26 protein-coding genes are annotated in these 23,748 nt (G+C 67.7%); 15 read left to right on the forward strand and 11 right to left on the reverse strand.

Translation table 11 applies throughout. The features are described from left to right. Window positions 1–252 precede the first annotated feature (252 nt). Both LQ564_RS17660 and LQ564_RS17665 read left to right on the forward strand, forming a co-directional pair. Entirely contained in the window at window positions 253–1,581 is a 1,329-nt protein-coding gene (locus LQ564_RS17660) for a TrkH family potassium uptake protein (RefSeq protein ID WP_231059431.1), read from the forward strand. Then, complete coding sequence (locus tag LQ564_RS17665) at window positions 1,574–2,272, forward strand: potassium channel family protein (protein WP_231059432.1); 699 nt, start codon at window positions 1,574–1,576, stop codon at window positions 2,270–2,272. Before LQ564_RS17660 ends, LQ564_RS17665 begins: the two co-directional genes overlap by 8 nt. Before the next feature lie 12 nt (window positions 2,273–2,284). Here the strand turns inward: LQ564_RS17665 and LQ564_RS17670 are convergent, their stop codons facing one another. Beyond that, window positions 2,285–3,676: a DUF389 domain-containing protein gene (locus tag LQ564_RS17670; RefSeq protein ID WP_231059433.1), complete on the reverse strand. Its 1,392-nt coding sequence runs from the start codon at window positions 3,674–3,676 to the stop codon at window positions 2,285–2,287. Between the two features lie 333 nt (window positions 3,677–4,009). Between LQ564_RS17670 and LQ564_RS17675 the strand changes: the two genes are divergently transcribed. From LQ564_RS17675 to ybiA, 4 genes are all read left to right on the forward strand, one after another. Further along, a complete protein-coding gene (locus tag LQ564_RS17675; protein WP_231059434.1) occupies window positions 4,010–5,095 on the forward strand; it encodes a mechanosensitive ion channel family protein in 1,086 nt (361 codons plus the stop codon). Window positions 5,096–5,251: 156 nt separating this feature from the next. Then, entirely contained in the window at window positions 5,252–6,622 is a 1,371-nt protein-coding gene (locus tag LQ564_RS17680; RefSeq protein ID WP_231059435.1) for a DUF1800 domain-containing protein, read from the forward strand. 4 nt (window positions 6,623–6,626) lie between these two features. Beyond that, window positions 6,627–7,769: a DUF1501 domain-containing protein gene (locus LQ564_RS17685; RefSeq protein ID WP_231059436.1), complete on the forward strand. Its 1,143-nt coding sequence runs from the start codon at window positions 6,627–6,629 to the stop codon at window positions 7,767–7,769. 7 nt (window positions 7,770–7,776) lie between these two features. Next, window positions 7,777–8,226, forward strand: a complete 450-nt coding sequence (gene ybiA, locus LQ564_RS17690; protein ID WP_231059437.1) for a riboflavin biosynthesis intermediates N-glycosidase — start codon at window positions 7,777–7,779, stop codon at window positions 8,224–8,226. A 96-nt stretch (window positions 8,227–8,322) separates the two neighbouring features. Here the strand turns inward: ybiA and LQ564_RS17695 are convergent, their stop codons facing one another. Both LQ564_RS17695 and LQ564_RS17700 read right to left on the reverse strand, forming a co-directional pair. Beyond that, a complete protein-coding gene (locus LQ564_RS17695; protein ID WP_231059438.1) occupies window positions 8,323–8,796 on the reverse strand; it encodes an adenylyltransferase/cytidyltransferase family protein in 474 nt (157 codons plus the stop codon). A 10-nt stretch (window positions 8,797–8,806) separates the two neighbouring features. Then, window positions 8,807–9,991, reverse strand: coding sequence for a PilT/PilU family type 4a pilus ATPase (locus tag LQ564_RS17700; RefSeq protein WP_269143592.1), 1,185 nt, complete (start codon window positions 9,989–9,991; stop codon window positions 8,807–8,809). Window positions 9,992–10,158: 167 nt separating this feature from the next. Here LQ564_RS17700 and LQ564_RS17705 point away from each other — a divergent pair, with 167 nt between their 5' ends. After that, the gene (locus tag LQ564_RS17705; RefSeq protein ID WP_231059439.1) at window positions 10,159–11,100 is read left to right on the forward strand and encodes a hydrogen peroxide-inducible genes activator; all 942 of its coding nucleotides are present in this window, start codon (window positions 10,159–10,161) and stop codon (window positions 11,098–11,100) included. 18 nt (window positions 11,101–11,118) lie between these two features. Here the strand turns inward: LQ564_RS17705 and LQ564_RS17710 are convergent, their stop codons facing one another. From LQ564_RS17710 to LQ564_RS17720, 3 genes are read right to left on the reverse strand one after another with little or no spacing between them, the layout of a single operon-like run. Continuing rightward, window positions 11,119–11,568, reverse strand: coding sequence for a YaiI/YqxD family protein (locus tag LQ564_RS17710; protein ID WP_231059440.1), 450 nt, complete (start codon window positions 11,566–11,568; stop codon window positions 11,119–11,121). A 56-nt stretch (window positions 11,569–11,624) separates the two neighbouring features. Continuing rightward, a complete protein-coding gene (locus LQ564_RS17715) occupies window positions 11,625–12,200 on the reverse strand; it encodes a PEP-CTERM sorting domain-containing protein (RefSeq protein ID WP_231059441.1) in 576 nt (191 codons plus the stop codon). A gap of 18 nt (window positions 12,201–12,218) precedes the next feature. Next, window positions 12,219–13,721, reverse strand: coding sequence for a PhoX family protein (locus LQ564_RS17720; RefSeq protein WP_231059442.1), 1,503 nt, complete (start codon window positions 13,719–13,721; stop codon window positions 12,219–12,221). Between the two features lie 248 nt (window positions 13,722–13,969). On the opposite strand from LQ564_RS17720, the gene LQ564_RS17725 reads away from it, so the two are divergent. The 5 genes from LQ564_RS17725 (at window position 13,970) to LQ564_RS17745 (ending at window position 17,364) form a co-directional block, all read left to right on the forward strand. After that, window positions 13,970–15,385, forward strand: coding sequence for a hypothetical protein (locus tag LQ564_RS17725; protein ID WP_231059443.1), 1,416 nt, complete (start codon window positions 13,970–13,972; stop codon window positions 15,383–15,385). A gap of 91 nt (window positions 15,386–15,476) precedes the next feature. Beyond that, window positions 15,477–16,331: a 4-hydroxybenzoate octaprenyltransferase gene (gene ubiA, locus LQ564_RS17730; RefSeq protein WP_231059444.1), complete on the forward strand. Its 855-nt coding sequence runs from the start codon at window positions 15,477–15,479 to the stop codon at window positions 16,329–16,331. Window positions 16,332–16,375: 44 nt separating this feature from the next. Beyond that, window positions 16,376–16,696, forward strand: a complete 321-nt coding sequence (locus tag LQ564_RS17735) for an ElaB/YgaM/YqjD family protein (RefSeq protein ID WP_231059445.1) — start codon at window positions 16,376–16,378, stop codon at window positions 16,694–16,696. Between the two features lies 1 nt (window position 16,697). Next, entirely contained in the window at window positions 16,698–17,072 is a 375-nt protein-coding gene (locus tag LQ564_RS17740) for a phage holin family protein (RefSeq protein ID WP_231059446.1), read from the forward strand. Beyond that, entirely contained in the window at window positions 17,062–17,364 is a 303-nt protein-coding gene (locus tag LQ564_RS17745; protein ID WP_231059447.1) for a hypothetical protein, read from the forward strand. The genes LQ564_RS17740 and LQ564_RS17745 overlap by 11 nt, the downstream gene beginning before the upstream one ends. Here the strand turns inward: LQ564_RS17745 and LQ564_RS17750 are convergent. Continuing rightward, entirely contained in the window at window positions 17,361–18,086 is a 726-nt protein-coding gene (locus LQ564_RS17750; RefSeq protein ID WP_231059448.1) for an SDR family NAD(P)-dependent oxidoreductase, read from the reverse strand. The genes LQ564_RS17745 and LQ564_RS17750 overlap by 4 nt on opposite strands. Window positions 18,087–18,184: 98 nt before the next feature. Here LQ564_RS17750 and LQ564_RS17755 point away from each other — a divergent pair, with 98 nt between their 5' ends. Beyond that, complete coding sequence (locus tag LQ564_RS17755; RefSeq protein WP_231059449.1) at window positions 18,185–18,577, forward strand: winged helix-turn-helix transcriptional regulator; 393 nt, start codon at window positions 18,185–18,187, stop codon at window positions 18,575–18,577. Between the two features lie 28 nt (window positions 18,578–18,605). Here LQ564_RS17755 and LQ564_RS17760 read toward each other — a convergent pair whose 3' ends face one another. Further along, window positions 18,606–19,160, reverse strand: coding sequence for a TetR/AcrR family transcriptional regulator (locus LQ564_RS17760; protein WP_231059450.1), 555 nt, complete (start codon window positions 19,158–19,160; stop codon window positions 18,606–18,608). A 118-nt stretch (window positions 19,161–19,278) separates the two neighbouring features. Here LQ564_RS17760 and LQ564_RS17765 point away from each other — a divergent pair, with 118 nt between their 5' ends. Next, window positions 19,279–20,307 (forward strand): NADP-dependent oxidoreductase, encoded by a 1,029-nt coding sequence (locus LQ564_RS17765; protein ID WP_231059451.1) that lies wholly within the window; start codon window positions 19,279–19,281, stop codon window positions 20,305–20,307. A 101-nt stretch (window positions 20,308–20,408) separates the two neighbouring features. Continuing rightward, entirely contained in the window at window positions 20,409–21,614 is a 1,206-nt protein-coding gene (locus tag LQ564_RS17770; protein WP_231059452.1) for a WD40/YVTN/BNR-like repeat-containing protein, read from the forward strand. Between the two features lie 25 nt (window positions 21,615–21,639). On the opposite strand, the gene LQ564_RS17775 is transcribed toward LQ564_RS17770, so the two are convergent. From LQ564_RS17775 to LQ564_RS17785, 3 genes are all read right to left on the reverse strand, one after another. Beyond that, window positions 21,640–22,035 carry a PPC domain-containing DNA-binding protein gene (locus tag LQ564_RS17775; protein WP_231059453.1) on the reverse strand — a complete coding sequence of 132 codons (396 nt, stop codon included), beginning with the start codon at window positions 22,033–22,035 and terminating at the stop codon, window positions 21,640–21,642. Window positions 22,036–22,148: 113 nt separating this feature from the next. Further along, window positions 22,149–22,961 carry a pyrroline-5-carboxylate reductase gene (proC, locus tag LQ564_RS17780; protein WP_231059454.1) on the reverse strand — a complete coding sequence of 271 codons (813 nt, stop codon included), beginning with the start codon at window positions 22,959–22,961 and terminating at the stop codon, window positions 22,149–22,151. Between the two features lie 15 nt (window positions 22,962–22,976). Then, window positions 22,977–23,678, reverse strand: coding sequence for a YggS family pyridoxal phosphate-dependent enzyme (locus tag LQ564_RS17785; protein WP_231059455.1), 702 nt, complete (start codon window positions 23,676–23,678; stop codon window positions 22,977–22,979). Window positions 23,679–23,748 lie beyond the last annotated feature (70 nt).

Here is a 23,748-nt window from a genome sequence, read left to right on the forward strand (position 1 = left end):
AAGATGTCTATATCCAGTCGCCATACTGCATCTCCCGCCTGTAGCCGTCAAGGGTAACTAGACTATAATGTCTATTATCACCCATGCCGCATGAAAGTCCGGCTGATGCGCGGCGCAAGCGCGCCGCCAGGACGGCGATTCTCGCGGCATGGCGGTGCGCGGATGTGCTAGGGTTCACCTGGCTGAAAGCCCCGGGCGCCGCGCTCGCGGCCGATCCCGACGCCATCGATCCGGAACTGTCAACACTCGCGCATGAAAACTGTCATCCATCCCGCCCGCGCGGTCGCCCTCGCCTTCCTGTTCGCGATCGTGGCCGGCACGCTGCTGCTGATGCTGCCGGCGGCGCGCAGCGAAGGCGTGGGCGCGCCCTGGAACGTCGCGCTGTTCACCGCGGTATCGGCGGTGTGCGTGACCGGGATGGCGATCGTCGACACGGGCGCCTACTGGTCGCCGTTCGGCCAGGTCGCGCTGCTGGTGCTGTTCCAGCTCGGCGGCATCGGCCTGATGACGGCGGCCACCCTGCTCGGCCTGATGGTGAACCGCTCGCCGCGGCTGCGCAGCCGCATGTTTACCCATGCCGAAAGCCGCAGCCTCGGCCTGGGCGACGTCGCCAACGTCGCGCGCGTCGTGATCGCCGTCACCGCCGCCTGCCAGCTGACGCTGGCCGTGGCGCTGACGCTGCGGCTGCACTTCGGCCACGGCCAGCCGTGGGCGGACGCCGCCTGGAGCGGCCTGTTCCACGGCGTGTCCGCCTTCACCAATGCGGGCTTCTCGATCCATGCGGACGGGCTGGTGCGTTATGCCGGCGACGCCTGGATCCTGCTGCCCATGATGCTGGCCATCGTCATCGGCGGCATCGGCTTTCCGGTGCTGCACGACCTGCGCCACCGCTTGCGCGATCCGCGCCACTGGTCGCTGCACACCAAGCTGACCCTGAGCGGCAGCGCGATCCTGCTGGCCGGCGGCTTCCTCGCCGTGCTGCTGTTCGAGTGGGACAATGCGCTCACCCTGGGCCCGTTCTCGCTGGCGGACAAGCTCCTGAACAGCATGTTCATGTCGGTGGCCGCGCGCACCGCCGGCTTCAACACCGTCGACATCGGGGCGCTGACCCACGAGACCTGGGCGGTGCACTACTTCCTGATGTTCGTCGGCGGCGGCAGCGCCGGCACCGCGGGTGGGGTCAAGGTCGGCACCATCGCGGTGCTGGCGCTGCTGGTCATCGCCGAAGCGAAAGGCCACGCCGACACCGAGGCCTTCGGGCGCCGGGTCGGCGCGCCGGCGCAGCGCCAGGCCGTCACGGTGCTGGTGCTGGGCAGCCTGGTGGTCGCGGTGGCCACCGTGATCATGCTGCGCCTGACCCACCTGCCGACCAATGAGATCATCTTCGAGGTCATCGCCGCCTTCGGCAGCGCCGGCCTGTCGACCGGCATCACGCCCGACCTGCCGGTGGCCGGCCAGCTGCTGCTGGCCCTCCTGATGTTCATGGGCAGGGTCGGCACCATCACCCTCGCCACCTCGCTCGTGCTGGGCGAGCGGCGCATGCCTTACCGTTATCCGGAGGAACATCCAATTGTTGGGTAGGATCTTTACAGAGCAGTTCGCGTTTTCCGCGAGCGACAGCGTGGTCGTGATCGGCCTGGGACGTTTCGGCGGTTCGGTGGCCCAGTCCCTGATCCGCCTCGGCCACGACGTCATGGGCATCGACCAGCAGGAAGACCTGGTGCAGTTCTGGGGCGACCGCCTGACCCACGCGGTGCAGGCCGACTCCACCAACGAGAACGTCATGCTGCAGCTGGGCGTGGCCGATTTCTCGCACGCCATCGTGGCGATCGGCTCCGACCTGTCGGCCAGCCTGATGACCCTGATGGTGCTGACCGAGCTCGGAATCAAGGACATCTGGGTCAAGGCCAAGACCCCGGAACACGGCCAGATCGCCCAGCGCATCGGCGCCCACCACGTGGTGTATCCGGAAGCCGACATGGGCGCGCGCGTGGCCCACCTGATCACCGGGCGCATGATGGACTTCATCGAGTTCGAGGACGGCTTCGCGATCGCCAAGATCAACGCGCCGGCCGAGACCCATCACAAGACCCTGGCGGAAGCGCACGTGCGCTCGCGCCACGGGGTGACGGTGGTCGGGGTCAAGCGCGCCAACGAGGACTTCCAGCACGCCCTGCCCGAGACCCGCATCCTGCCGGCCGACCTCCTGATCGTGTCCGGCCCGACCAGGAAGATCGAAGCCTTCGCCGGCGGCGGGCGCAAGCGCAAGTAGCGGTCCGGCGTGTCAGCGCCGGCGCGGCGCCGGGATCAGGACCAGCTGGGCGCTGGCCGACTTGGTGCGCGTCGTGAGCCAGGTGCGCGCGCGCTGCGCATCGGCCGGCGCCAGCGCGCGCTTGCAGGTGGCGGTCAGGAGCGGCGCCTCGGCCGCCGTCTTGCCCTCTTCCGCGGCCACCAGGGCCACGCCCATCAGCACCTCGGCGCAGGCCGGATACTGGGCCACGAATTCGTTGCGGATGTCGAAGGCGGTCTCGCGCCAGGCGTCGCGGCGGGCGTCGCGCTTGGCCAGCTCCTCGCGCAGCTGGGCGATGGTGGCGTCGCGGTCGCGCAGGCCCTGCTGGGTGTCGCGGTAGATGTCGGCCAGGATGTCGGCCTTGAGCACGCCGACGTCGACCCGGCTGTCCTCGGCCTGGTGCACCACCAGGCGCGCGCCGGCCAGGCCGGCCCCGGACAGGCGCTTCTCGATCGCCCCGATCGCCGCCTGCGGCATGCGCGGCCCGATCAGGGTCAGTTCGACCTGGCGCAGCAGGGGGTCGAGCTGGACGTCGACCACGTGGATGTTCGCGTCGCCGAACTCGGCGCGCACGAACTGGCGCGCCCGGTGGCCGAACACCTCGTTGTCCACCAGCTGGATCGCCAGGTAGATGCTGGGCAGCGCGGTCAGCAGCACCACCGTCCACAGGGTGCGCTTGACGCGCCGCTCGACCACGCTGTCGACGAACTTGCGGTGCGGCAGGCGCAGGAATTCGATGACGATCACGGTCGACACCGCGATGAAGACGCAGTTGATCGAGAACAGGTAGAAGGCGCCGCCGAACACCGCCCACTGGCCGTTGGCCAGGCCGTAGCCGGCCGTGCACAGCGGCGGCATCAGGGCGGTGGCGATCGCCACGCCGGGGATCACGTTCGATTTCTCGCGCCGGGTCATGCCGATGACGCCGGCCAGGCCGCCGGTCAGCGCGATCAGCACGTCCCACAGGGTCGGCGTGGTGCGCGCCAGCAGTTCGGACTGGGCTTCGTCGAGCGGCGTGACCAGGAAGTACAGGGTCGAGGTCGCGAGACTGATGGCGGCCGCGATGCCGAGGTTCAGCAGCGAGCGCCGGATCAGGGGAAAGTCGTAGATGCCGATGCCGTAGCCGATGCCGGTGATCGGCCCCATCAGCGGCGAAATCAGCATGGCGCCGATGATCACGGCCGGCGAGTTGATGTTCAGGCCGATCGAGGCCACCAGGATCGCGAACATCAGGATCCAGGGCGTGGCCCCGCGCAGCTCGACGCCGGAGCGAAGGCTGGCGTCGATGACGTCGTCGTCGGCCTTGTCGTGCAGCAGGCTGAAACGCTGTGCAATGGTCATGGGCGCCTCGGTCTGGGGCGCGAAGGTCTTGTCGGATTCACTCATGTCGTACTCGCGGGAAGCGAAGGGGCGGGACGGCCGGGGCCGCGGGCAGCCGGCATGATACCAGCGCTGAACGGCAGAAAAATCCCTTCACTCATCAAATTTCCAAAAATGCATGTGAATTTGTATGAATATGTTATTTCCGCTACACTGTTTTCTTGACGTAGCGTGGCGTTGCCGCGACATTTCCGGCACCTTTCCCCGCCCCCCTTCCCTGGCAGCCGCCGCCTTCACGCACTCACCTTCACTTCGCGCCACGCCCCGCCGGCTGGCGCGCGGCATGCCCACTGCCGGCTGTGGCAGCCTGGGCCGAACGCCCCGACAGAAAGGAAACCGATGAATTACACGCTCTGGAATAACGATCTGCTCGCCTGGTCGATTGCCGCCGGCATCGCGCTCGCCGCCTTCCTGCTGCTGTATGCGGCCAGGAAGCTGCTGGTGACGCGCATCGCGGCCTTCGCCGCGCACACCACGACCTGGCTGGACGACCTCGCCGCCAAGGTGCTGGCGGCCACCCATCCGCTGTTCATGCTGGCGCTGGGCCTGTATGCCGGTTCGCACTGGCTGACGATGCCGGCGAAGAACGAGGCCATGCTGTCCAACCTGGCGATCGCCGCCCTGCTGCTGCAGATGGCGCGCTGGGGCGACGTCGCGGTGCACGGCTGGCTGCACTACTACCGCGTCCGCCGCGGCGGCCAGGACGCGGCCAGCACCACCTCCACCGCGGCGCTGGGCTTCGTGGCGCGGGTGCTGCTGTGGGCCATCATCGCCCTGATGATCCTGGATAACTTCGGCGTCAACATCACCACCCTGGTGGCCAGCCTCGGGATCGGCGGTATCGCCGTCGCCCTCGCCATGCAGAACATCCTGGGCGACCTGTTTTCCTCGCTGTCGATCGTGCTCGACAAGCCCTTCGTGGTGGGCGACTTCATCACCGTCGACGATTTCTCCGGCACCGTCGAATACGTCGGCCTGAAGACCACCCGCATCCGCGGCCTCGGCGGCGAGCAGATCGTGTTCTCCAACAGCGACCTGCTGCAGAGCCGCATCCGCAACTACAAGCGCATGCAGACCCGCCGCATCGTGTTCGGCATCGGCGTGGTCTACGAGATCAGCAAGCAGCAGCTGCTGGCGATCCCGGGCATCCTGCGCGAAGCGGTGGAGGCGCAGCCGCAGGCGAAGTTCGACCGCGCCCACTTCAAGTCCTACGGCGCGTCTTCGCTCGACTTCGAGGTGGTGTACATCGTGCAGACGCCGGACTTCGGCGTCTACATGGACATCCAGCAGGCCATCAACATCGCCCTGTTCGAGCGCTTCGAGCAGGAAGGCATCGGCTTCGCCTATCCGACCCAGACCGTGCGCCTGGCGGACTCGGAATTGCGGATCGCACGCGCCCCGCGCGAGGAAGCGGCAACCGGCTGAGGAGCCGGCGCCGGCCGTCCAGCAGGCATGCGTGATAATGTCGCAACATTGCGTCCAGCTCGTCAGGCGTCTATCCTGAACTTACATCTTGAAAAATAATTGGAACTTTTGAGGCCGGCTAAAGGAATACACTATGGCCATACAAAGAGAGTGCCCATGAGTAAAGAATCCATCGCCCTCAACCGCTTCGGGCTCGGCGCAAGGCCGGACGACACGCCGCCGGGCGACCCGCAGCGCTGGCTGCTGTCCCAGCTGGAGGCCTACGACGCCCTGCCCCCGCCGTGGCAGAAACTGCCGCGCACCGACGTCCTGCAGCACGAATGGGCGGTGCAGCAGCGCACCCTGCGCGCCGCGCCCGAGGCGGAGCGCCAGGCCATGCGCGACGCCTTCGGACGCCAGGCCCGCGAGACCTACCAGGCCGCGGTCGGCGCGCGCGCCGCCAGCGCCCTGCAAAGCGGCACGCCCTTCATGGAGCGGATGGCGCACTTCTGGGCCAACCACTTCGCGATCTCGGCCGAGAAGCAGCAGGTGCTGCTGATGGCCGGCGCGTTCGAGACCGACGCGATCCGGCCGCACGTGACCGGCCGCTTCGAGGACATGCTCCTGGCCGTGGTGCGCCATCCGGCCATGCTTTACTACCTCGACCAGACCAATTCCGTCGGCCCCGCCAGCCAGGTCGGACAGCGCTCCGCCAAGCGCCGCGCCAAGCCGCAGGGCCTGAACGAAAACCTGGCGCGCGAGATCCTCGAGCTGCACACGCTGGGCGTGCGCAGCGGCTACACGCAGGAAGACGTCACCGAATTCGCGCGCGCCCTCACCGGCTGGACCGTGGCCGGCGAAGGCGCGGCGGACGGCATGGAGCCGGGCAACCCGTTCCGCTTCCGTCCCGGCACCCACGAGCCGGGCAAGCGCGTGGTCCTGGGCCGCAGCTATGCCGAGGGCGGCGAGGAGCAGGCGCGCGCGATCCTGCGCGACGTCGCCGCGGCGCCGGCCACCGCCCAGCACATCGCCATGAAACTGGCGCGCCACTTCGTCGCCGACGATCCGCCGCCGGCGCTGGTCGCGCGCCTGGCCGACAGTTTTCAAAAGAGCGGCGGCGAGCTGCCCTCCGTCTACCGCACCCTGGTGCTGTCGCCCGAAGCCTGGCTTGATGGCGGCGGCAAGTTCAAGTCGCCGTGGGACTGGTCGATCTCCAGCATGCGCGCCTTCGGGCGGCGCGAGATGCCGGGCAACCAGGCCAACAACCTGATGAACCAGCTCGGCCAGCCGGTGTGGAAGCCGGGCTCGCCCGCCGGCTACGGCGATACCGCCGGCGCCTGGGCCGCGCCCGATGCGCTGGTGCGGCGCGTCGAAACCGCGCAGCGCCTGGCCGCCCAGGCGGGCGGCAACCGCGACGCGCGCCAGCTGGCGCCGCAAGTCCTGCCCGGCGCGCTGGGCGACATGACGAAACGCGCGATCGCCAATGCCGAAAGCCCCGCCACCGCGCTGGCGCTGCTGCTGGCCTGCCCCGAATTCCTGAGGAGGTAAGACGATGACGAACCGACGCCACTTCCTGCTGGGCGCCGCCGCCCTGCTGGCCGCCCCGCGCATCACCTTTGCCCAGGCGCCGACCAGCCGCCGCTTCGTCTTCATCCTCCAGCGCGGCGCGGCAGATGGCCTGAACACGGTGATCCCCTACGCCGACCCGGCCTACGCCTCCCTGCGCGGCGAGCTCGCGATCGGGCTCGATGCGGCGGCCAAGCTCGATGGCACCTTCGCCCTGCATTCCTCGCTGGCGGAGATGAAGACCCTGTACGACGCCGGCCAGGCCACCTTCTTCCACGCGGTCGCCTCGCCCTACCGCGAACGCTCGCACTTTGACGGCCAGAACGTGCTGGAGACCGGCGGCACGGCGCCGTATGCGCTGAAAGATGGCTGGATGAACCGCCTGCTGGCTTCCTTGTCGCGCAAGGGCCGCGAAGGCATCGCCTTCTCGCCCACGGTGCCGATGGCGATGCGCGGCAAGCTCGAAGTGAGCTCCTACGCGCCGTCGAACCTGCCGCACGCGAACGAGGACCTGATGCTGCGCATCGAGCAGCTCTACGGCCAGGACGCGCAGCTGCACGCGCTGTGGTCCGCGGCCCAGGACGCCCGCTCCATGGCCGGCGAGGCCGCCGCCCAGGCGCGCCAGAATCCGCAGGAAACCGGCCGCATGGCCGCCAGCTTCCTGGCCCGCGCCGACGGCCCGCGCATCGCAATGATCGAGACCAATGGCTGGGACACGCACAGCGGCCAGAACGGGCGCCTGGCGGGTCAGTTGCGCAACCTCGACAATCTGGTCGCGGGCTTGCGCCAGGGCCTGGGGCCGGTCTGGGACCAGACCGTGATCCTGGTCGCCACCGAATTCGGTCGCACCGCCGCCGCCAACGGCACCGGCGGCACCGACCACGGCACCGGCGCGGCGGCCATGCTGCTCGGTGGCGCGGTCAAGGGCGGACGGGTGGTGGCGGACTGGCCGGGCCTCGCCCCTGCCGACCTGTACGAAGGCCGCGACCTGCGTCCGACGCTGGGGCTGGACACGCTGATCGCCCAGGTGTGCGCGGAAGCGTTCAAGGCCGATCCGGGCAAGATGGCGCGCGTCCTGTTCCCGAGCACGAAGCCGGGCAAGCCGCTCGATCCGCTGCTGCGGGCCTGAACCGGCGGTGGACGATCCGTCTCTCGAACCCGTGTATTTCTATACGCGGTCGATGCCATGGTTCGAGCTATCGAACTTCTGCCCGCCGGGGGTGGAAGACGGCGGCGTGTACTGGCCGACCGTGGAGCACTACTTCCAGGCCCAGAAATTTTCCGACGGCGCGCACCGCGAGCGCATCCGCCGCGCCGCAACGCCCAAGGATGCGCGTGAACTGGGCCGCAGCCGCCTCCATCCGATCCGGGACGACTGGGACGAAGTGCGCGAAAGCGTGATGCTCCACGCCCTGCGCATCAAGTTCGCCAAGGGCCCTGCGCGCGAACTGCTGCTGTCGACCGGCGACCGGCTTCTGGTCGAAGCTTCGCCGGTCGACTACTTCTGGGGCGCTGGCCAGGACGGCAGCGGGCTGAATCGGCTGGGGATCCTGCTTCAGCAAGTGCGCGCCGAAATGCAGTCGTAGGGTGGGCGGTCCCCGCCCACGCATTCAACTCACGGATGCCCTGTGGCGACGCGTTATATCCTTGGACGCGTGGGCGTAGGATTGCCCACCCTACGGTCAGCCGCGGATCTTGGCGACGAGTTTGGTCGTCGAGCGGTCATGCTCGAAATCGATCGCCACCGCGCGGCCGCCGTAGGCCAGCACCGCCTGGCCTTCAGGAATGGCGGTCATGTCGTAGTCGCCACCCTTGGCATAGATTTCCGGCTTCGCCTCCAGCACCACTTCCAGCGCGGTGGGCTCGTCGAACTCCACCACCAGGCTGACCGATTCCAGCGCCGCCAGCACCGCCATGCGGTCGGCCAGGGTGTTGTGCGGGCGGTCGTCGCCCTTGCCCAGGCGCTTGACCGAGGCGTCGGTGTTCGCGGCCACGACCAGCGAGCCGCCCAGCTCGCGCGCCTGGGCGAGATAGGTCACGTGCCCGCGGTGCAGGATGTCGAACACGCCGTTGGTCAGCACCACCGGTTTCGGCAATGCGGCGATACGCTGCGCCAGTTCGGCGCGCGTGCAGATCTTGGTTTCGAATGCTGGCATAAATAGAAGTTCAGGTTGGTGCTGCGTCGTCTTTCGGTTCTTCCTCGATCGCCATGGACAGCGCGGTCGAGGCGCCGCCGCCCTCGCCCGGCCCCTTGCGCTCGCCCGACAGCTTGATCTGCAGGCGCAGGCCGTTGGCCGAGTCGGCATTGCGGATGGCTTCGTCGTAGCCGATGTAGCCCTTGTTATACAGCTCGTACAAGGCCTGGTCGAAGGTGCACATGCCCAGCTCCCGCGACTTGTGCATGATCTCCTTGATGTTCTGGAAGTTCCCCTTCAGGATCATCTCGCTGATGGTCGGCGTGTTCAAGAGGATTTCGATGGCCGCCTTGCGGCCTTTCCCATCCTCGGTGCGGATCAGGCGCTGCGACACCACCGCGCGCAGGTTCGACGACAGGTCCATCAGCAGCTGGTTGCGGCGCTCTTCGGGGAAGAAGTTGATGATGCGATCCAGCGTCTGATTGGCATTGTTCGCATGCAGCGTGCCAAGGCACAGGTGGCCGGTCTCGGCGAAGGCGATCGCGTGCTCCATGGTCTCGGTGTCGCGGATCTCGCCGATCAGGATCACGTCCGGCGCCTGGCGCAGCGTGTTCTTGAGGGCGTTGTGCCACGAGTGGGTATCGACGCCGACCTCGCGGTGCGTCACCAGGCAGTTCTTGTTCTTGTGGACGTACTCGACCGGGTCTTCCACCGTGATGATGTGGCCGGCCGAGTTGCTGTTGCGATAGTCGATCATGGCCGCCAGCGTGGTGGACTTGCCGGAACCGGTGCCGCCGACCACCAGCACCAGGCCGCGCTTGGTCATCACGACGTCCTTCAGCACCTCGGGCAAGTCGAGCTTTTCGAAGTTCGGGATCTCGGACGCGATGGTGCGCACCACCATGCCGACGCTCTGCTGCTGCACGAAGACATTCACGCGGAAGCGGCACACGCCGGGCAGCGAGATCGCGAAATTGCATTCCATCTCGGTCTCGAATTCGAGCCGCTGGCGCTCGTTCATCAAGGAAAGCGCGAGCGCGCGGGTGACGTCGCCGGACAGGCGCTGCTGGCTCAGCGGCTTCATCGCGCCCTGGTACTTCATGCTGGGCGGGAAGTCGCTCGAGATGAAGAGGTCGGAGCCGCCCTGGTGGTGCATCACCGTCAGCAGCTTGTGGATATAGGCCTGGGCTTCCGCCGGGCCGAAGGTCGACGACATGGTTTACCTCGCGAGAACACAGGCTAACTTCCTGCCCGGCAATTATATAGACGTCGATGAAGTGCGACGCGGTCGATTTCGATAGAATATGGAATCATGGCTGACTAAAAGCCAACATTGTGTCAGGATTGCGTCAATACATCGGCGCTGAACCAGGCAAAATAACTATGACACTGACCGAGCTGAAATACATCGTCGCCGTCGCGCGCGCCAAACACTTCGGCCACGCCGCCGAAGCCTGCTTCGTAGCCCAACCCACCCTGTCCGTCGCGATCAAGAAGCTCGAGGACGAGCTCGGCGTGACCCTGTTCGAGCGCGGCGGCTCCGAAGTCTCGGTGACGCCGCTGGGCGCCCAGATCGTGGCCCAGGCCGAGCGCGTGCTGGAGCAGACCGCCGCCATCAAGGAGCTGGCCAAGCAGAACAAGGACCCGCTGGCCGGGCCGCTGCGCCTGGGCGTGATCTACACCATCGGGCCCTACCTGCTGCCGCCCCTGGTGAAGAACCTGATCGACAACGTGCCGCAGATGCCGCTGGTGCTGCAGGAGAACTACACCCATAAGCTGCTGGAGCTGCTGCGCCAGGGCGAACTCGACGCCGCCATCGTGGCCCTGCCCCTGCCGGACCACGGCATGTCGATGCAGACCCTGTACGACGAGCCGTTCGTGGTCGCGATGCCGCGCTCGCACCCCTGGGCCAGGCGCAAGGAAATCCCGGCCGACGACCTGAAACTCGAAACCATGCTGCTGCTGGGCGCCGGCCACTGCTTCCGCGACCAGGTGCTCGAAGTGTGCCCGGAGATGGCGCGTTATTCGTCGCCCGGCAACGGCATGCAGCGCACCTTCGAAGGCTCGTCGCTGGAGACCATCCGCCACATGGTCGCGAGCGGCATCGGCCTGACCGTGCTGCCGCGCGCCTCGGTGGCGGACATGAAGGACCCGAACGGCTTGCTGACCTACGTGCCCTTCTCCGATCCGGCGCCGTCGCGGCGCGTGGTGATCCTGTGGCGCAAGAGCTTCACCCGGCGCGCGGCGATCGACGCGGTGGCGCAGGCGGTGAGCGATTGCAAGCTGCCGGGGATCGAGATGGTGACGCTGGAGGCCGCCGCGTGAATGCGCGGCATGCGAACGTCAACGGCGTGACTTCACGAGCTGGCGATCGAGCGCATTCGCGAAATTCCGGCTGTCGGCCTGGCTGAACGCCGCCGGCCCGCCGGTCTCCACGCCGCCGCTGCGCAGCTCTTCCATGAAGGCGCGCATGCTCAGCTGCTGGGCGATCGTATCCTTGGTATACCACTCGCCGCGCGGATTGAGCGGCAGGCCGCCCTTGTCCAGCACCTGCGCGGCCAGCGGAATATCGCCCGTCACCACGATGTCGCCCGCGTGCACGCGCGCCACGATCTCGGCATCGGCCACGTCCGGACCGGACGGCACCTGCAATGCGCGGATGAAGCGCGAGCCGGGCACGCGCATCAACTGGTTCGCCACCAGCGTGACCTCGATCTGCAGGCGCTCGGCCACGCGGAACAGGATGTCCTTGATTACGCCGGGACAGGCGTCGGCATCGACCCAGATGTGCATGTGTGTGGAAGGCTTGTCGGTAGAACGCCGATTGTACCGGCAAGCCTTCCGCCACCTCAGTCCTTCTTGCGGCGGCGCGCGGCCATCAGGCCGGCCATGCACAGCATCGGCAGCACCAGCGCGGCCGACGAGGGCTCCGGCACGGTGGCGCTGATGGTGAAGGTGTCGCCGGCGCGCAGGCCGCTGGTGTCGAGCAGCCAGTCGGCGGCGCCCGCGTCGCCGAACACGTCGCCGAACTGGAACTCGGCATATTCGGGGCTGGCGAAGCTGATGCCGACGGCGCCGGCGCCGCTGTCGATCGAGCCGACGCTGCCGAACGAGGGAGTCACGGTGCCGGCGGGCGCGGCGAAGCGGATGCCCTGCAGGCTGAAGGTAAACCGGCTCAGCGCGGCGCCGGCATAGTTGCGCACCAGGGCGTCGAAGCTGAGGGGCCCGAGCAGGTCGTCCTCTTCCAGCGTGAAGGTGATGCGGGTGGCGCTGAAGTTCGCCAGGTCGAGGTCGAACGCGACCGCGCCGGCGCTGCTCCAGTTGGTGACGGCATTCGAGCCGGTGCTGCCGCTCAGCAGGGCGGCATTGGCGGCGCAGGACAGCGTCAGGGCGCCAGCGAAGGCAAACAGTTTAGTCAGTTTCATGGTGTTCTCCGATGATGATCAAAGCGGGCCCTTGGCCCACGGACCGGTGATGGCGAAGGTGATGCCCGGGGTCTGGATGTTGACGAACAGGTAGCGGCCGGTCGGGTCGAAGCAGGCGCCGGCGAATTCGTTGCCGCGGCCATCGCCGGCGAGCGCGGTCGATTTGCCGGCGGCGGACAATTGGCCGCTCGTCAGGTTGACGTTGTTCTTGGCGAAGATGTAGGCGTCGCCCAGGCTCGTGATGCCCATCAGGCGCTGGCCGAAGCCGAAATGGTCGGTGGCGGCGCTGGACGCGTCTTCGCAGATCAGGATCGCGTTGCGCGGGCTGACCGTCAGGTTGTCGCCCATATTCCCGACCAGGACGCTCGGGCTCGAGTAAATGCACTTCAATACCTGGCTCACCAGGTCGAGCTCCCAGATGCTGCCGCGCTGCACCGCGCCGCCCGAGGTGTCCATCACGTACATCTTGCCCTCGGCGTACCAGATGCCTTCGCCGCGGTTCATGCGCGCCGCGCCCTGCTCCCAGCCCTGCACGAAGGGGCCGGCGGCGCCGGTGATGCGGATGCCGCCGGGCCCCGTGGCGTCGCCGCGGTTGGCGTCCGGCCGCGCGATGGTCACCCATTCGAGTTCGAACTTCATGTCGACCGGGACGTTGGCCAGGTTGACGTTGTTGACGCCCTTGACCTTGGCCATCTGCAGCACGCCGCCGCGCGCCAGGCTGCCCGGCGCGCCGCTGCGGATGTCCGGCACGTAGCGGTAGAAGCCCGACTTGCCCGAGGAATCCTCGGTCTGGTAGACGATGCCGGTGACCGGGTCGACCGCCGCGGCCTCGTGCGCGAAGCGGCCCATGCCGACGATCGGCTGGCCGGTGGTGAGGCGCGGGTCCGGGTGCACCTCGAACACATAGCCGTGCTTCTTGCCGCCGGCGCTGACGCTGTCCGAGCCGACTTCCTCGCAGCTGAGCCAGGTGCCCCAGGGCGTGATGCCGCCGGCGCAGTTGGTCTGGGTGCCGCCCAGGCTCGGGGTCATGCCGACCCAGTTCCCGTCGCGGAACAGCAGGTTGGTGGTGCCGCCGCCGAAGCGGTTCGAGGAGCCGGTACTGGTCGCGCCGCCATCATAGACGCCGCTCGCGTTCAGCACGTTGGCGGGCGCGACGCCGCCGATCTCGTGGTTACGCACCAGCACCAGCTCGGTGCTGCGGCCGACCTTGCGCGACAGGACCACGCCCATGCCGTCGTGGCCGCCCGGACAGGCGTGGCCGTCCGTCATGAGGTCGCCGCGCCAGCCGAAGCTCTTGTAGGTAAAGCCGGCCGGCAGCTGCAGCAGCGGCAGGCCGGTCGTGATGTCGTTGGCCGGGGCGATCGGGCCGTAGGGGCTGTCGACCAGCGTGGTGGCGCCGTTGGCGGCGCCGGCCTGCTGCGCCTGCAGCGCGGCGAAAGCGCCCACGAAGGGCAGCGCGGTCGAGCCGGCGAGGCCCTTGAGCAGATTGCGTCGGCCAGGCGACATGTCCTTGTCAGTCATCGTGCATCTCCAGTATGGGGTGGGGCCGGTCATCCCGGCGGTCTGTGCGGCCGATGCATTAAAACAAACGAAGATGTCCATTCCGTGACAACAAAATGGCAACTTTTTCCTGAGACATGCAGATGTCCATGTAACGACATCACGACAGACCGGGGCAATTCCATGACCGATGCGTGAACAAGTCCCGACAAGCGCGGCCCGCGACGTCCTTACACTTCACTGCCCATATCTCTTTTCCCGAGCCCGTCATGCCGATCCGCCTTGCCCTTCCCCGTCCCCGAACCCTGGCTGCCTGCGCCGCCGCATTGCTGCTGGCAGCCTGCGGCGGCGGCGGCGGAGAAGACGGCGGTTCCGCGCCCCCGAACCCGCCGGCGCCGCGCGCGCCGATCGAGGCGCGCTTCAGCGGCGCCACCGTGCTGAAGCTGCGCGCCAACGCCGGCGCCGTGCTGGCGCTGACGGAAAAGCCGCATGCCTTCATGGACGTGACGGTCATGGAACGCACGCTGAGCGCGCTCGACGGCGCCGGCAAGGTCCTGTACACCTGGACGCCGCCGTCCGGCTGGACGCTGGCCGACTTCGCCCTGCATCCCTCGAGCCAGGCCAGCGTGGTGTTGTCCGACGGCGCCCGCCTGCGCCTGGCGCGCATCGACGCCGCCGGCAAGACCCTGACGACCTGGGAGCTGGCCGACCCGCAGGTCGCGCTCGACCGCTACTACGGCGGCCCGAACTCGGTGCGCGACCGGACCGCCCTGGCGCCCTGGAAGACGCGCGACGGCGCGCGCCTGGCGCCCTCCGGCGAAGCGCTCGGCCTCGTCATCCGCGCCGGCGGCAACAATGTGGTCGCCTACGGGATCGACTACGCGTCCGGCGCCTTCCGGCAGCGCTGGCGCACCCTGGTCGAACCGGGCGCCCACCTCGAGGCGCTGCGGCCGACCACCGGCAGCTTCGATCCCTTCGAAGGCGTCGAAAATCACTGGAAGGTCTTCATGGACGTGGATGCGGCGGGCCGCATGGCCGTCGGCGTACTGGCCTCGCCGCGCGGCGATACCGTCGAGGCGCATGCGGCGTGGTTCGGCGACGGCATTCCCGCCACCTTGCAGCACGGCGTCCTGCTCACCACCATCGATCCAGGCGGGCAGCGCCTGCGCACCGTGCCGCTCGACCTGGGCGCCAAAGGAGAGCTGCATGCGGTGAAATGGGCGGGCGACGCGGTGCTGCTGGGTGGACGCGTGCGCCTCAACCGTCCCGACGATCCCGAGGGCTGGGATGGCTGGTTCGCGCGCCTGGACAACGGCGGCCAGCGTCTCGCACACTACCGCACGATCCATGTGGATCGTGGCGACGCCATTCTCGACTTGCTGCCCCTGTCCGACGGCGGCGTGCTGCTGGCCGGCGCCACCGGCTACACCCAGAACAGGACCGGCGAAAGCGTGTCGGAAACCAGTGCGCCCCTGCTGGCGCGCCTGCCGGCCGGCGAAGGCGCCCCGACCCGCCTGGCAGTCCCGTCCGGCCCACGCGGCAACCAGGTGCGCACCGTTTCCTTCTTCGGATCCAACTGGCTGGTCGCGAATACCGAGAACCTGCCCGGCACCCACACGCACGACGGCAACGAAGCCCTGATCACGGCCGACGCGGTCGTGCGCGAAAGGACGCCCGCCAACTGAACGGCTTGCCGTGACGGCGCGCCAGCCGCAAAAGCCGTAGAATCGCTGTCTTCTGCTCAACAGTTCTTGCCTGCCAAGACGCGACGATTCCATGAACAAGCTGGCGCTCTACTTCCGCCTGATCCGTGCCGACAAGCCGATCGGCATCCTCCTGCTGCTCTGGCCCACCCTGTGGGCCTTGTGGATGGCGTCCGGCGGCGTGCCGGACTGGCAGGTGCTGGCGATCTTCGTCGTCGGCACGGCGCTCATGCGCTCCGCCGGCTGCGCCATCAACGACTACGCCGACCGCGACTTCGACAAGCACGTCAAGCGCACGGTGGACCGCCCGCTCACCAGCGGCAAGATCCGCGGCTGGGAAGCGGTGATGGTGGCGGCGGTGCTGGCCTTCGTCTCTTTCCTCCTGATCCTGCCGCTGAACGCGCTCACCAAGCAGCTGTCGGTGCTGGCCCTGATCGTGGCCGGCACCTACCCTTATTTCAAGCGCTTCTTCGCGATCCCCCAGGCCTACCTCGGCATCGCCTTCGGCTTCGGCATCCCGATGGCCTTCGCCGCCGTGCAGGACACGGTGCCGGCGGTGGCCTGGTGGCTGCTGGCGGCGAACGTGTTCTGGGCCGTGGCCTACGACACCGAGTATGCGATGGTGGACCGCGACGACGACCTCAAGATCGGCATCCGCACCTCGGCCATCACCTTCGGGCGCTTCGACGTCGCCGCCGTCATGCTGTGCTACGGCGCGGCGCTCGCCATCGACCTGGTATGCGGCTGGTACCTCGGCCTGCGCTGGTGGTTCGTCGGCGGCGTCGTGGTGGCGGCCGGCATGGCCCTGTATCACTACACCCTGATCCGCCAACGCGACCGCATGGACTGCTTCAAGGCCTTCCGCCACAACAACTGGCTGGGGGCCGCACTGTTCAGCGGTGTCGCACTCGACTATGCAATCAGGTAATATTGCACAAAAAGCATTCCTTCAACCCTAAAGAGGCCCCCACCATGATGGAAAAGATCCCGACCCAAACCGGCACCCGCGACCAGCTGCTGTCCGACCTGAAGACCGTGATCCAGGACGCGGAAACCTGGCTGCGCAGCGGCGGCCAGCTGACCGGCGACGAACTGAAGGCGGCCAAGGCCAAGTTCGAGCAGACCATCTCGGCGGCCAAGGAAGGCCTGTCCGAATACCAGCAGACCGTGGTCGAGAAGACCAAGGAAGCGGCGCGCGTCACCGACGAATACGTGCACGACAATCCGTGGAAATCGGTGGGCCTGGGCGCCGCGGTCGGCGTCGTGATCGGCCTGCTCATCGCGCGTCGCTGAGATGATTACCGCGGCGCTCCGGCAGTTCGGAGCCAACCTGGTCGACCTGGTGCGCACGCGCATCGAGCTGGCCACGATCGAGCTCCAGGAAGGCACGCATCGCCTGTTCGGCTACCTGGCCTGGGCGGCCGCCGCGGCGGTGCTGGGCCTGTTCACCCTGGCCCTGGCGGTGCTGTTCGTGCTGGTGCTGTTCTGGGACACCCATCGTCTGGCGGCAGTGGGCGGCATGACGGTGCTGTTCGCGCTGGGCTGCCTGGTCGCGGTGACGAAGCTGCGCGCCGGCCTGGCCGCGCGTCCGCCCTTCCTGCCGGCCACGCTGGGCGAGCTGCGCAAGGACGCCGCCGCGCTCAAGGGGGAAACGGAACATGGCGTCTGATTCCCCCAGCCTCGCCGCGCGCCGCGAGGCGCTGGTCGCCCGCTGCGGCGACCAGCGCGCCCTGCTGGCGCACGAGTATGAGCAGCTCGCCTCGCCACAGACCCTCGGCCTGATTCCCGCGTATGCGATCCGCCACAAGAAGGCGGCGCTGATCGTGGGCGGGGTGGCTGCCGGCCTGTTCATCACGCGGCCGAAATGGGCGGTAGGGTCGGTGACGGCGGTCGTCTCGGCCTACAAGTTCGCCCAGAAGCTGCTACCCGTGCTCGGCTGGCGCGGCTTCGAGATTCACTAGGACACCAGTCCGCCATCGACGGTCAGGTCCACGCCGCCCACGTAGCGGCTTTCGTCGCTGGCTAGGAACAGGGCGGCCGCCGCGATCTCGTCCGGATGCCCCAGGCGTCCGAAGGGAATGCGTGCGCTGGTGGCGGCCCTGAATTCCTCGCTGACGCCGTCGAACATCGGGGTGTCGGTCGGCCCCGGGCTCAGGGTGTTGACCCGGATGCCGCGCGGGGCCAGTTCGTGGGTCCAGGCGCGCGCGAACGAGCGCACCGCCGCCTTGCTCGCCGAATAGACGCCGTAACCCGGATTCGCGATCTCGCCGGCGATCGAGCCGACCAGCACGATCGCACCTCCCTCCCCCATCCGGCGCAGCGCCCGCTGCACCGTGAATACCATGCCGCGCACATTCAGGTCGAAGGTCTTGTCGAAATGCTCCTCGCTGGTCTCTTCCAAAGTCGCGGGCTCGGCCACGCCGGAAGAAGTGACCAGGATATCGAGCCTGTCGGCGCTGGCGCCGATGGTATCGAACAGGCGGTCCAGGTCGGCGCTGCTGGTAACGTCGCCCGGGATGGCCTGGGCGCGCTCGCCGATCTGCGCGGCTGCCTGCGCCAGGCGTGCGGCATTGCGTCCGGTGATGAAGACGCGTGCGCCTTCGTTCGCGAAACGGCGGGCGATCGCGAGGCCGATGCCACTGCCGCCGCCCGTGACGAGGGCGGTTTTTCCTTCGAGTTTCATGCTTGCTCCTGATGGTGGGTGGACAAGCGATGATACATTCCGTATATTTGGTGTCAATTACGCACCATGTATATCGCAGATATAGGAAAGGAAACCTGGTGAACCCCGATATCGACGTTCTTCTGGCAGAAATCAATGCGACCCGCCCCGTGCTGGAACAGGTGGCCAACAAGTGGTCGGTGCTGATCCTCACCGTGATCTGCACCCACCCGGCGCGCTTCAACGCGATCAAGCGGCGCCTCGACCCGATCACCCACAAGGCCTTGACCGAAGCCCTGCGCCGCCTGGAACGCAATGGCCTGGTCAGCCGGCGCGTGATCGCCTCTTCGCCGGTGGCGGTCGAATACGCGATCACCCCGCTCGGACAGACCTTGCAGGATCCCTTCGTGGCGCTGGTGGGCTGGGCCAAGGACCATGGACGTGCGATCGGCGCGGCCCAGCTGGCCTATGACGCGCGCATGGAAGAAGAACGGGAGCCGGAATCCGCCTGAGCGCGGGCCGCCGGGCGCAGGAAAGAACTCAGGCCTTTCCCTGCTTGACTACCGCCCCCGTGATCACCGCGAACAGGTGATCGGCGCGGTGCGCGAACGCCGGCTGGTCGTACAGCCACGCCATTGCGCTGATCAAGGCGAACAGGTCGATGCCTTCCAGGTCCGGCCGCGCCTTGCCCGCGGCCTGGGCGCGCGCCAGCAGGCGGGCGCCGGCCGACTTCAAACTCACGCAGGAAGCATGCAGCGCCGATTCCGGGGCGTCGATCGCGGCCGCCATCGCGCCCAGCACGCCGCTGTGCTGGTGGGTGAAGGCGATGATCTCGCGCAGCCAGGCGAGCAACGCCGCGTCGGGCGGCTGCCCATCCGCCGGCGCATCGGCGCTCGCCGCCAGCGCCTCGAAGCGCTCGCGCAGGATCACTTCCAGCAAGGCTTCCCGGGTCGGGAAGTGCCGGTACAAGGTGCCCATTCCCACTTCCGCCTTGCGCGCGATGTCGCGCAGCGATGCCTCGGCGCCGTCGGCCGCGAACACCTCGCGCGCCACCGCCAGGATCTGGTCGTAATTCTTTCGTGCGTCTGCCCGCATACTTTCTCTTGACAAGTGGAGCACCGCTCCATATATTCGGAACTTAAATGGAGCACCGCTCCATATAAAAGGAGCAGTGCTCCGTAACGATACCCGATTTCCATTCAAGGAGAAAGTCATGTCCGACGTTCACACCATGAAAGCCGTCCGCCTGCACAGCCATGGCGGCCCCGACGTTCTGCGCCATGAGGATGCGCCCAAACCCGTGCCTGCAGCCGGCGAAGTGCTGGTGCGCGTGCACGCCGTCGGGATCAACCCGCCCGACTGGTACCTGCGCGACGGCTACAGCACCCTGCCGGCCGACTGGCGCCCGCCGGTGCCCCTGCCCGCGATTCCCGGCTCCGACATCTCGGGCGTGGTCGAGGCGGTCGGCCCCGGGGTGGACGGCTTCGCGGTCGGCGACGCGGTGTTCGGCATGGTGCGCTTTCCGAGCTTCGGCGCCAGCGCCGCCTATGCCGAATACGTCGCGGCGCCGGCCACCGACCTGGCGCGCAAGCCCGCCGGCATCGACCACCTGCATGCCGCGGCGGCGCCGATGGCCCTGCTCACGGCCTGGCAGTTCCTGGTCGAACTCGGGCATGGGGAAGCGAATCCCTTCCAGCCGACGCCGCACCGTCCGGTTCTACTTGCGGGAAAGACGGTGCTGGTGAACGGCGCGGCGGGCGGCGTCGGCCACCTCGGCGTACAAGTGGCAAAGGCGCAGGGGGCGCGCGTGATCGCGGTCGCATCCAGCAGCCACGAAGCCTTCCTGCGCGGGATCGGCGCCGACGAGATCGTCGACTACACGAAGATCAACGTGGAAGAGCAGGTGCGCGGCGTCGATGTGGTGCTCGACACTGTCGGCGGGCCCGCAACCGGCCGCTTCCTGCAGGTGCTGGAACCAGGAGGCGCGCTGTATCCGGTCTACCCGCTGGGCTTCACGGGACAGGAAGAGGCGGCGCGCCAGGGCTTCACGGTCTCGTCGACCCAGGTGCGCTCGAACGGCGCCCAGCTCGCGCAGCTTGCTCCCCTGCTGGACGACGGCACGATCCGCGTCGCGATCGACAGCAGCTACCCGCTACGGGACGCGGCCCTGGCGCATGCGCGCGCGGAACGCGGGCATATCCGGGGCAAGCTGGTGCTCACCGTGGAGCGCAACGGAGGCTGATGCCGGCGCTTACAGTTTCGCTACATTCTCCCGACAATAACGCGCAATACGCGGTGAATGCGACGCCTAGAATTTCTCCCTTCTTTTCAATGGGGACATGCATGCGTCACAGCTTCAGACTTCACTTCGGCGCGGCCGCCTGCGCGCTGCTCCTGGCCGCCTGCGGCGGCGGCAATCTCGACGAGGTCGTCGTCCAGCCCGAAATTCCGGCGGTGTCGCGCATCGATGCCGTCTCGAACACGGCGCGCGGCATGGAAAGCATCGTGTTCCGCGGCGGCAGCGCCTATGTCTCGCTGGCCAACAGCGCGACCGAGGGCACGGCGGTCCTGAAGGCGAGCCTGCCGCTGGCGAGCAATTCGACCTGGGCCCCGGTCGCGCTGGGCAGCTGCGGCCTCGGTCCGGTCGGCGACTTCATCGTGCGCGCGCCGAAGCTGAAACTGGTCGGCGACACCATCTGGCTGATGCAGCCGTGGAACGACGGCGCGGCCGCCGAGGAGCATTCGACCTGCAACATGCCCGCGCAGGCCACCAGCTTCGCGCCGCGCGACCAGGGCCTGCGCGCCTGCTTCGACTACGGCTGCTCGACGCTGTCGATGACCGACCTGAAAGGGGTCGGCTCGCGCCTGTACACCAACGCCGGCGCCGGCATCAACCTGTTCGGTTCGAACGACAACGGCGCCAGCTGGAAAGTCATGCGCGGCCAGTTCGACAGCATGATGTGCACCCATACCGCCTTCCACATCATCGGCGACCGCGTGCTGGTGGGCGGCGAGTGTCCGCTCGACTTCGCCTTCCTCGAGGCCTACCAATTGGGCGCCGACGGCGTCAGCCTGGCCAGCCAGAACAAGCTGGCGCTCACCGTGCCGGCGCTGGAAAACCGCAACATCCAGTTCATCGAGTCGCTGCCGAACAGCCAGCGCGTGTTCGTCGGCGTCGAGGGCGGCCTGCTGCGCAGCGAAGATGGCGGCAAGAGCTTCAAGTTCGTGATCCAGGAACCGGTCGAGGGCAACAAGGCCTACCCGTACATCAAGTCGATCCTGCCCCTGAACGGCAGCCCGGACACGATCGTGGTCGGTGGCTTCGACAAGCACAATCACAAGCCTTACCTGGCGGTGTCGCGCGACGGCGGCGGCTCCTGGTCCGACCTGTCGAACCTGCTGCCGGGCTTCAATCCGCCGGCGGGCAGCGACAGCGTGGCCATGGTGACCTCGCTGGCGCAGGATCCGCAGGGACGCATCCTGTTGACGCTGAACGAGCGTGAGGATGGACAGGGGCGCCTGCTGCAGCTGACGCTGGGGCGTCGTTAAGAACCTACCCCAATAGGGAGAGGTTCTAAGCCGGGCGGATCACCAGTTCCTTGCAGCCGGATGCGGCATCCGGCTCGCGGGTGAACCCGTGATCGGGCAGCAGGGCGAGCAGGATTTCGGCGGTGGTGCGGATGATGCAGCCGGGGGCGGCGTGGCCGCCGGTGACCTGGCCCTGGGCGTCGGAGATCGTCATGTGCAGGTGGGCGCCATCCGGGGACAGGGAGCCGGCCAGGGTGAGGAGTTCGAAGTCGCCGTGCAGCGGCGTGGGGTCGCTCATGCCGGCGAAGCGGATCATGGCGGTGGACAGGCTGCCGATGCCGCTGACGACGAAGGCGGCGCGAACCTGTTCCTGTGCCAGCAGTGCTTCGAGTGCGAGGCGCAGGTCCTGGTTCGGGTGTAGTCGTATGGGTAGGTATCGCATGGTAGGGTGGACCGGGCCACGAGAGGCGGCTTTGCCGTCCGCGCGTTCAACTCCGGTTTGCTCTGTGGCTGCGCGTGCGATGGTTGAACGCGCGGACTGGGGACCCGTCCACCCTACGTCCCGAGCTCGTCGCCGAGTTCACGGCCGCGGGCTGCAGCCGCCTTCATTGCGGTGATGATCGATTCCTTCACGCCCGCCTGCTCCATGCTGGTGATCGCCGCATAGGTTGTGCCGCCTTTGGAGGTCACACGCTGGCGCAGCACCTCGACCGGATCGCCGGTCTGCGCCGCCAGCTGCGCCGCGCCGGTGAAGGTCGCCAGCGCCAGCTTCCTCCCCTGCTCCGCATCCAGCCCCATCTCGCGCGCCGCCTGCTGCATCGCTTCGAGGAAGTAAAACACATAAGCCGGCCCGCTGCCCGATACCGCCGTCACCGGATCGATCAACTCCTCGCGCTCCAGCCACACGGTCTGGCCGACGGCGCGCATCACCTGGTCGGCCGACTCGCGCTGCGCCGCATCGACGCCGCTTTCCGCCACCATGCCGGTGATGCCCATCGCGATCAGCGCCGGCGTGTTCGGCATGGCGCGCACGATGCGGGTGTAGCCGCCCAGCCAGCGCGACAGGTCGGCGATGCGGATGCCGGCGGCGATCGACAGCAGCAAGGGCTGGTTGCCGAGCTGCGGCTGCAGGCTGGTGGCGACCTCGCGCATCTGCTGCGGTTTCACCGCGAGCACGATCACGTCTGCGCCGGACACCTGCACGTCGATGCCGCTCGCGGTGCTGACGCCGAACTGGCTGGCCAGGCGCTCCAGCGCCTCGGCATTCGGGTCCACCACGTGCAGGCTGCCGGCGCCGGTGAGCTGGCCGGCCAGGCCGGCGATCAGGGCGGTGGCCATATTGCCGCCGCCAATAAACGCAATCTTCATCTGCTTCCTTTATTGTTATTCGTAGTGGCGGGCGCCGAAGATGGCGCTGCCGATGCGCACGATGGTGGCGCCTTCCGCCACCGCCGCCTTCAGGTCGCCCGACATGCCCATCGACAGGGTGTCGAGCGCCAGGCCGCTTGCTTGCAGCTTGTCGAACAGCGCACGCAGGCGGGCGAAAGCGGCGCGCTGCTGCGCTTCATCCTGCGTCGCTTCCGGAATCGCCATCAGGCCGCGCAGGCGCAGCATAGGCAGCGCTGCAACCTGGCGCGCCAATTCCGGCAGTTCATCGGCATTGGCGCCACTCTTGCTGGCCTCGCCGCTGATATTGACCTGGATGCAGACGTCGAGCGGGCCGAGCTCCTCGGGGCGCTGCTCGGACAGGCGCTGGGCGATTTTCAGGCGCTCCACCGTGTGCACCCACTGGAAGTTGGCCGCGATGGGCCGGGTCTTGTTGCTCTGGATCGGGCCGATGAAATGCCATGCGACCGCCGTATCCGGTTGCAGGCGCGCCACTTCCTGCATTTTGTCGAGCGCTTCCTGCAGATAGTTTTCGCCGAACGCACGTTGTCCGGCTGTCATCGCTTCGACCACCGCTTCCGCTGGGAAGGTCTTCGAGACGGCCAGCAGATCGACCTCGTTCCTGGCCCTTCCGGCGGTAGCGCAAGCGGCCCCGATTGTCGCTTCGACAGCTTGCAAGTTCTCGGCGATTATGGACATAATGATTTTCTATGGGAAATATTTTGAGTCGAGACGAGGCACGTCGCCCGGGCTCTGCTCACGCCTCGGG

Source organism: Massilia phyllostachyos (genome assembly GCF_021044825.1).
GTDB lineage: Bacteria > Pseudomonadota > Gammaproteobacteria > Burkholderiales > Burkholderiaceae_D > Telluria > Telluria phyllostachyos.

Excerpts from the sequence above, each read along its gene's own strand:
- LQ564_RS17660 (WP_231059431.1), top strand. The coding sequence starts at position 253 with ATGAAAACTGTCATCCATCCCGCCCGCGCGGTCGCCCTCGCCTTCCTG.
- LQ564_RS17670 (WP_231059433.1), bottom strand. The coding sequence starts at position 3,676 with ATGAGTGAATCCGACAAGACCTTCGCGCCCCAGACCGAGGCGCCCATG.
- LQ564_RS17675 (WP_231059434.1), top strand. The coding sequence starts at position 4,010 with ATGAATTACACGCTCTGGAATAACGATCTGCTCGCCTGGTCGATTGCC.
- LQ564_RS17680 (WP_231059435.1), top strand. The coding sequence starts at position 5,252 with ATGAGTAAAGAATCCATCGCCCTCAACCGCTTCGGGCTCGGCGCAAGG.
- LQ564_RS17685 (WP_231059436.1), top strand. The coding sequence starts at position 6,627 with ATGACGAACCGACGCCACTTCCTGCTGGGCGCCGCCGCCCTGCTGGCC.
- LQ564_RS17695 (WP_231059438.1), bottom strand. The coding sequence starts at position 8,796 with ATGCCAGCATTCGAAACCAAGATCTGCACGCGCGCCGAACTGGCGCAG.
- LQ564_RS17700 (WP_269143592.1), bottom strand. The coding sequence starts at position 9,991 with ATGTCGTCGACCTTCGGCCCGGCGGAAGCCCAGGCCTATATCCACAAG.
- LQ564_RS17705 (WP_231059439.1), top strand. The coding sequence starts at position 10,159 with ATGACACTGACCGAGCTGAAATACATCGTCGCCGTCGCGCGCGCCAAA.
- LQ564_RS17710 (WP_231059440.1), bottom strand. The coding sequence starts at position 11,568 with ATGCACATCTGGGTCGATGCCGACGCCTGTCCCGGCGTAATCAAGGAC.
- LQ564_RS17715 (WP_231059441.1), bottom strand. The coding sequence starts at position 12,200 with ATGAAACTGACTAAACTGTTTGCCTTCGCTGGCGCCCTGACGCTGTCC.
- LQ564_RS17720 (WP_231059442.1), bottom strand. The coding sequence starts at position 13,721 with ATGACTGACAAGGACATGTCGCCTGGCCGACGCAATCTGCTCAAGGGC.
- LQ564_RS17725 (WP_231059443.1), top strand. The coding sequence starts at position 13,970 with ATGCCGATCCGCCTTGCCCTTCCCCGTCCCCGAACCCTGGCTGCCTGC.
- ubiA (WP_231059444.1), top strand. The coding sequence starts at position 15,477 with ATGAACAAGCTGGCGCTCTACTTCCGCCTGATCCGTGCCGACAAGCCG.
- LQ564_RS17735 (WP_231059445.1), top strand. The coding sequence starts at position 16,376 with ATGATGGAAAAGATCCCGACCCAAACCGGCACCCGCGACCAGCTGCTG.
- LQ564_RS17740 (WP_231059446.1), top strand. The coding sequence starts at position 16,698 with ATGATTACCGCGGCGCTCCGGCAGTTCGGAGCCAACCTGGTCGACCTG.
- LQ564_RS17745 (WP_231059447.1), top strand. The coding sequence starts at position 17,062 with ATGGCGTCTGATTCCCCCAGCCTCGCCGCGCGCCGCGAGGCGCTGGTC.
- LQ564_RS17750 (WP_231059448.1), bottom strand. The coding sequence starts at position 18,086 with ATGAAACTCGAAGGAAAAACCGCCCTCGTCACGGGCGGCGGCAGTGGC.
- LQ564_RS17760 (WP_231059450.1), bottom strand. The coding sequence starts at position 19,160 with ATGCGGGCAGACGCACGAAAGAATTACGACCAGATCCTGGCGGTGGCG.
- LQ564_RS17765 (WP_231059451.1), top strand. The coding sequence starts at position 19,279 with ATGTCCGACGTTCACACCATGAAAGCCGTCCGCCTGCACAGCCATGGC.
- LQ564_RS17770 (WP_231059452.1), top strand. The coding sequence starts at position 20,409 with ATGCGTCACAGCTTCAGACTTCACTTCGGCGCGGCCGCCTGCGCGCTG.
- LQ564_RS17775 (WP_231059453.1), bottom strand. The coding sequence starts at position 22,035 with ATGCGATACCTACCCATACGACTACACCCGAACCAGGACCTGCGCCTC.
- proC (WP_231059454.1), bottom strand. The coding sequence starts at position 22,961 with ATGAAGATTGCGTTTATTGGCGGCGGCAATATGGCCACCGCCCTGATC.
- LQ564_RS17785 (WP_231059455.1), bottom strand. The coding sequence starts at position 23,678 with ATGTCCATAATCGCCGAGAACTTGCAAGCTGTCGAAGCGACAATCGGG.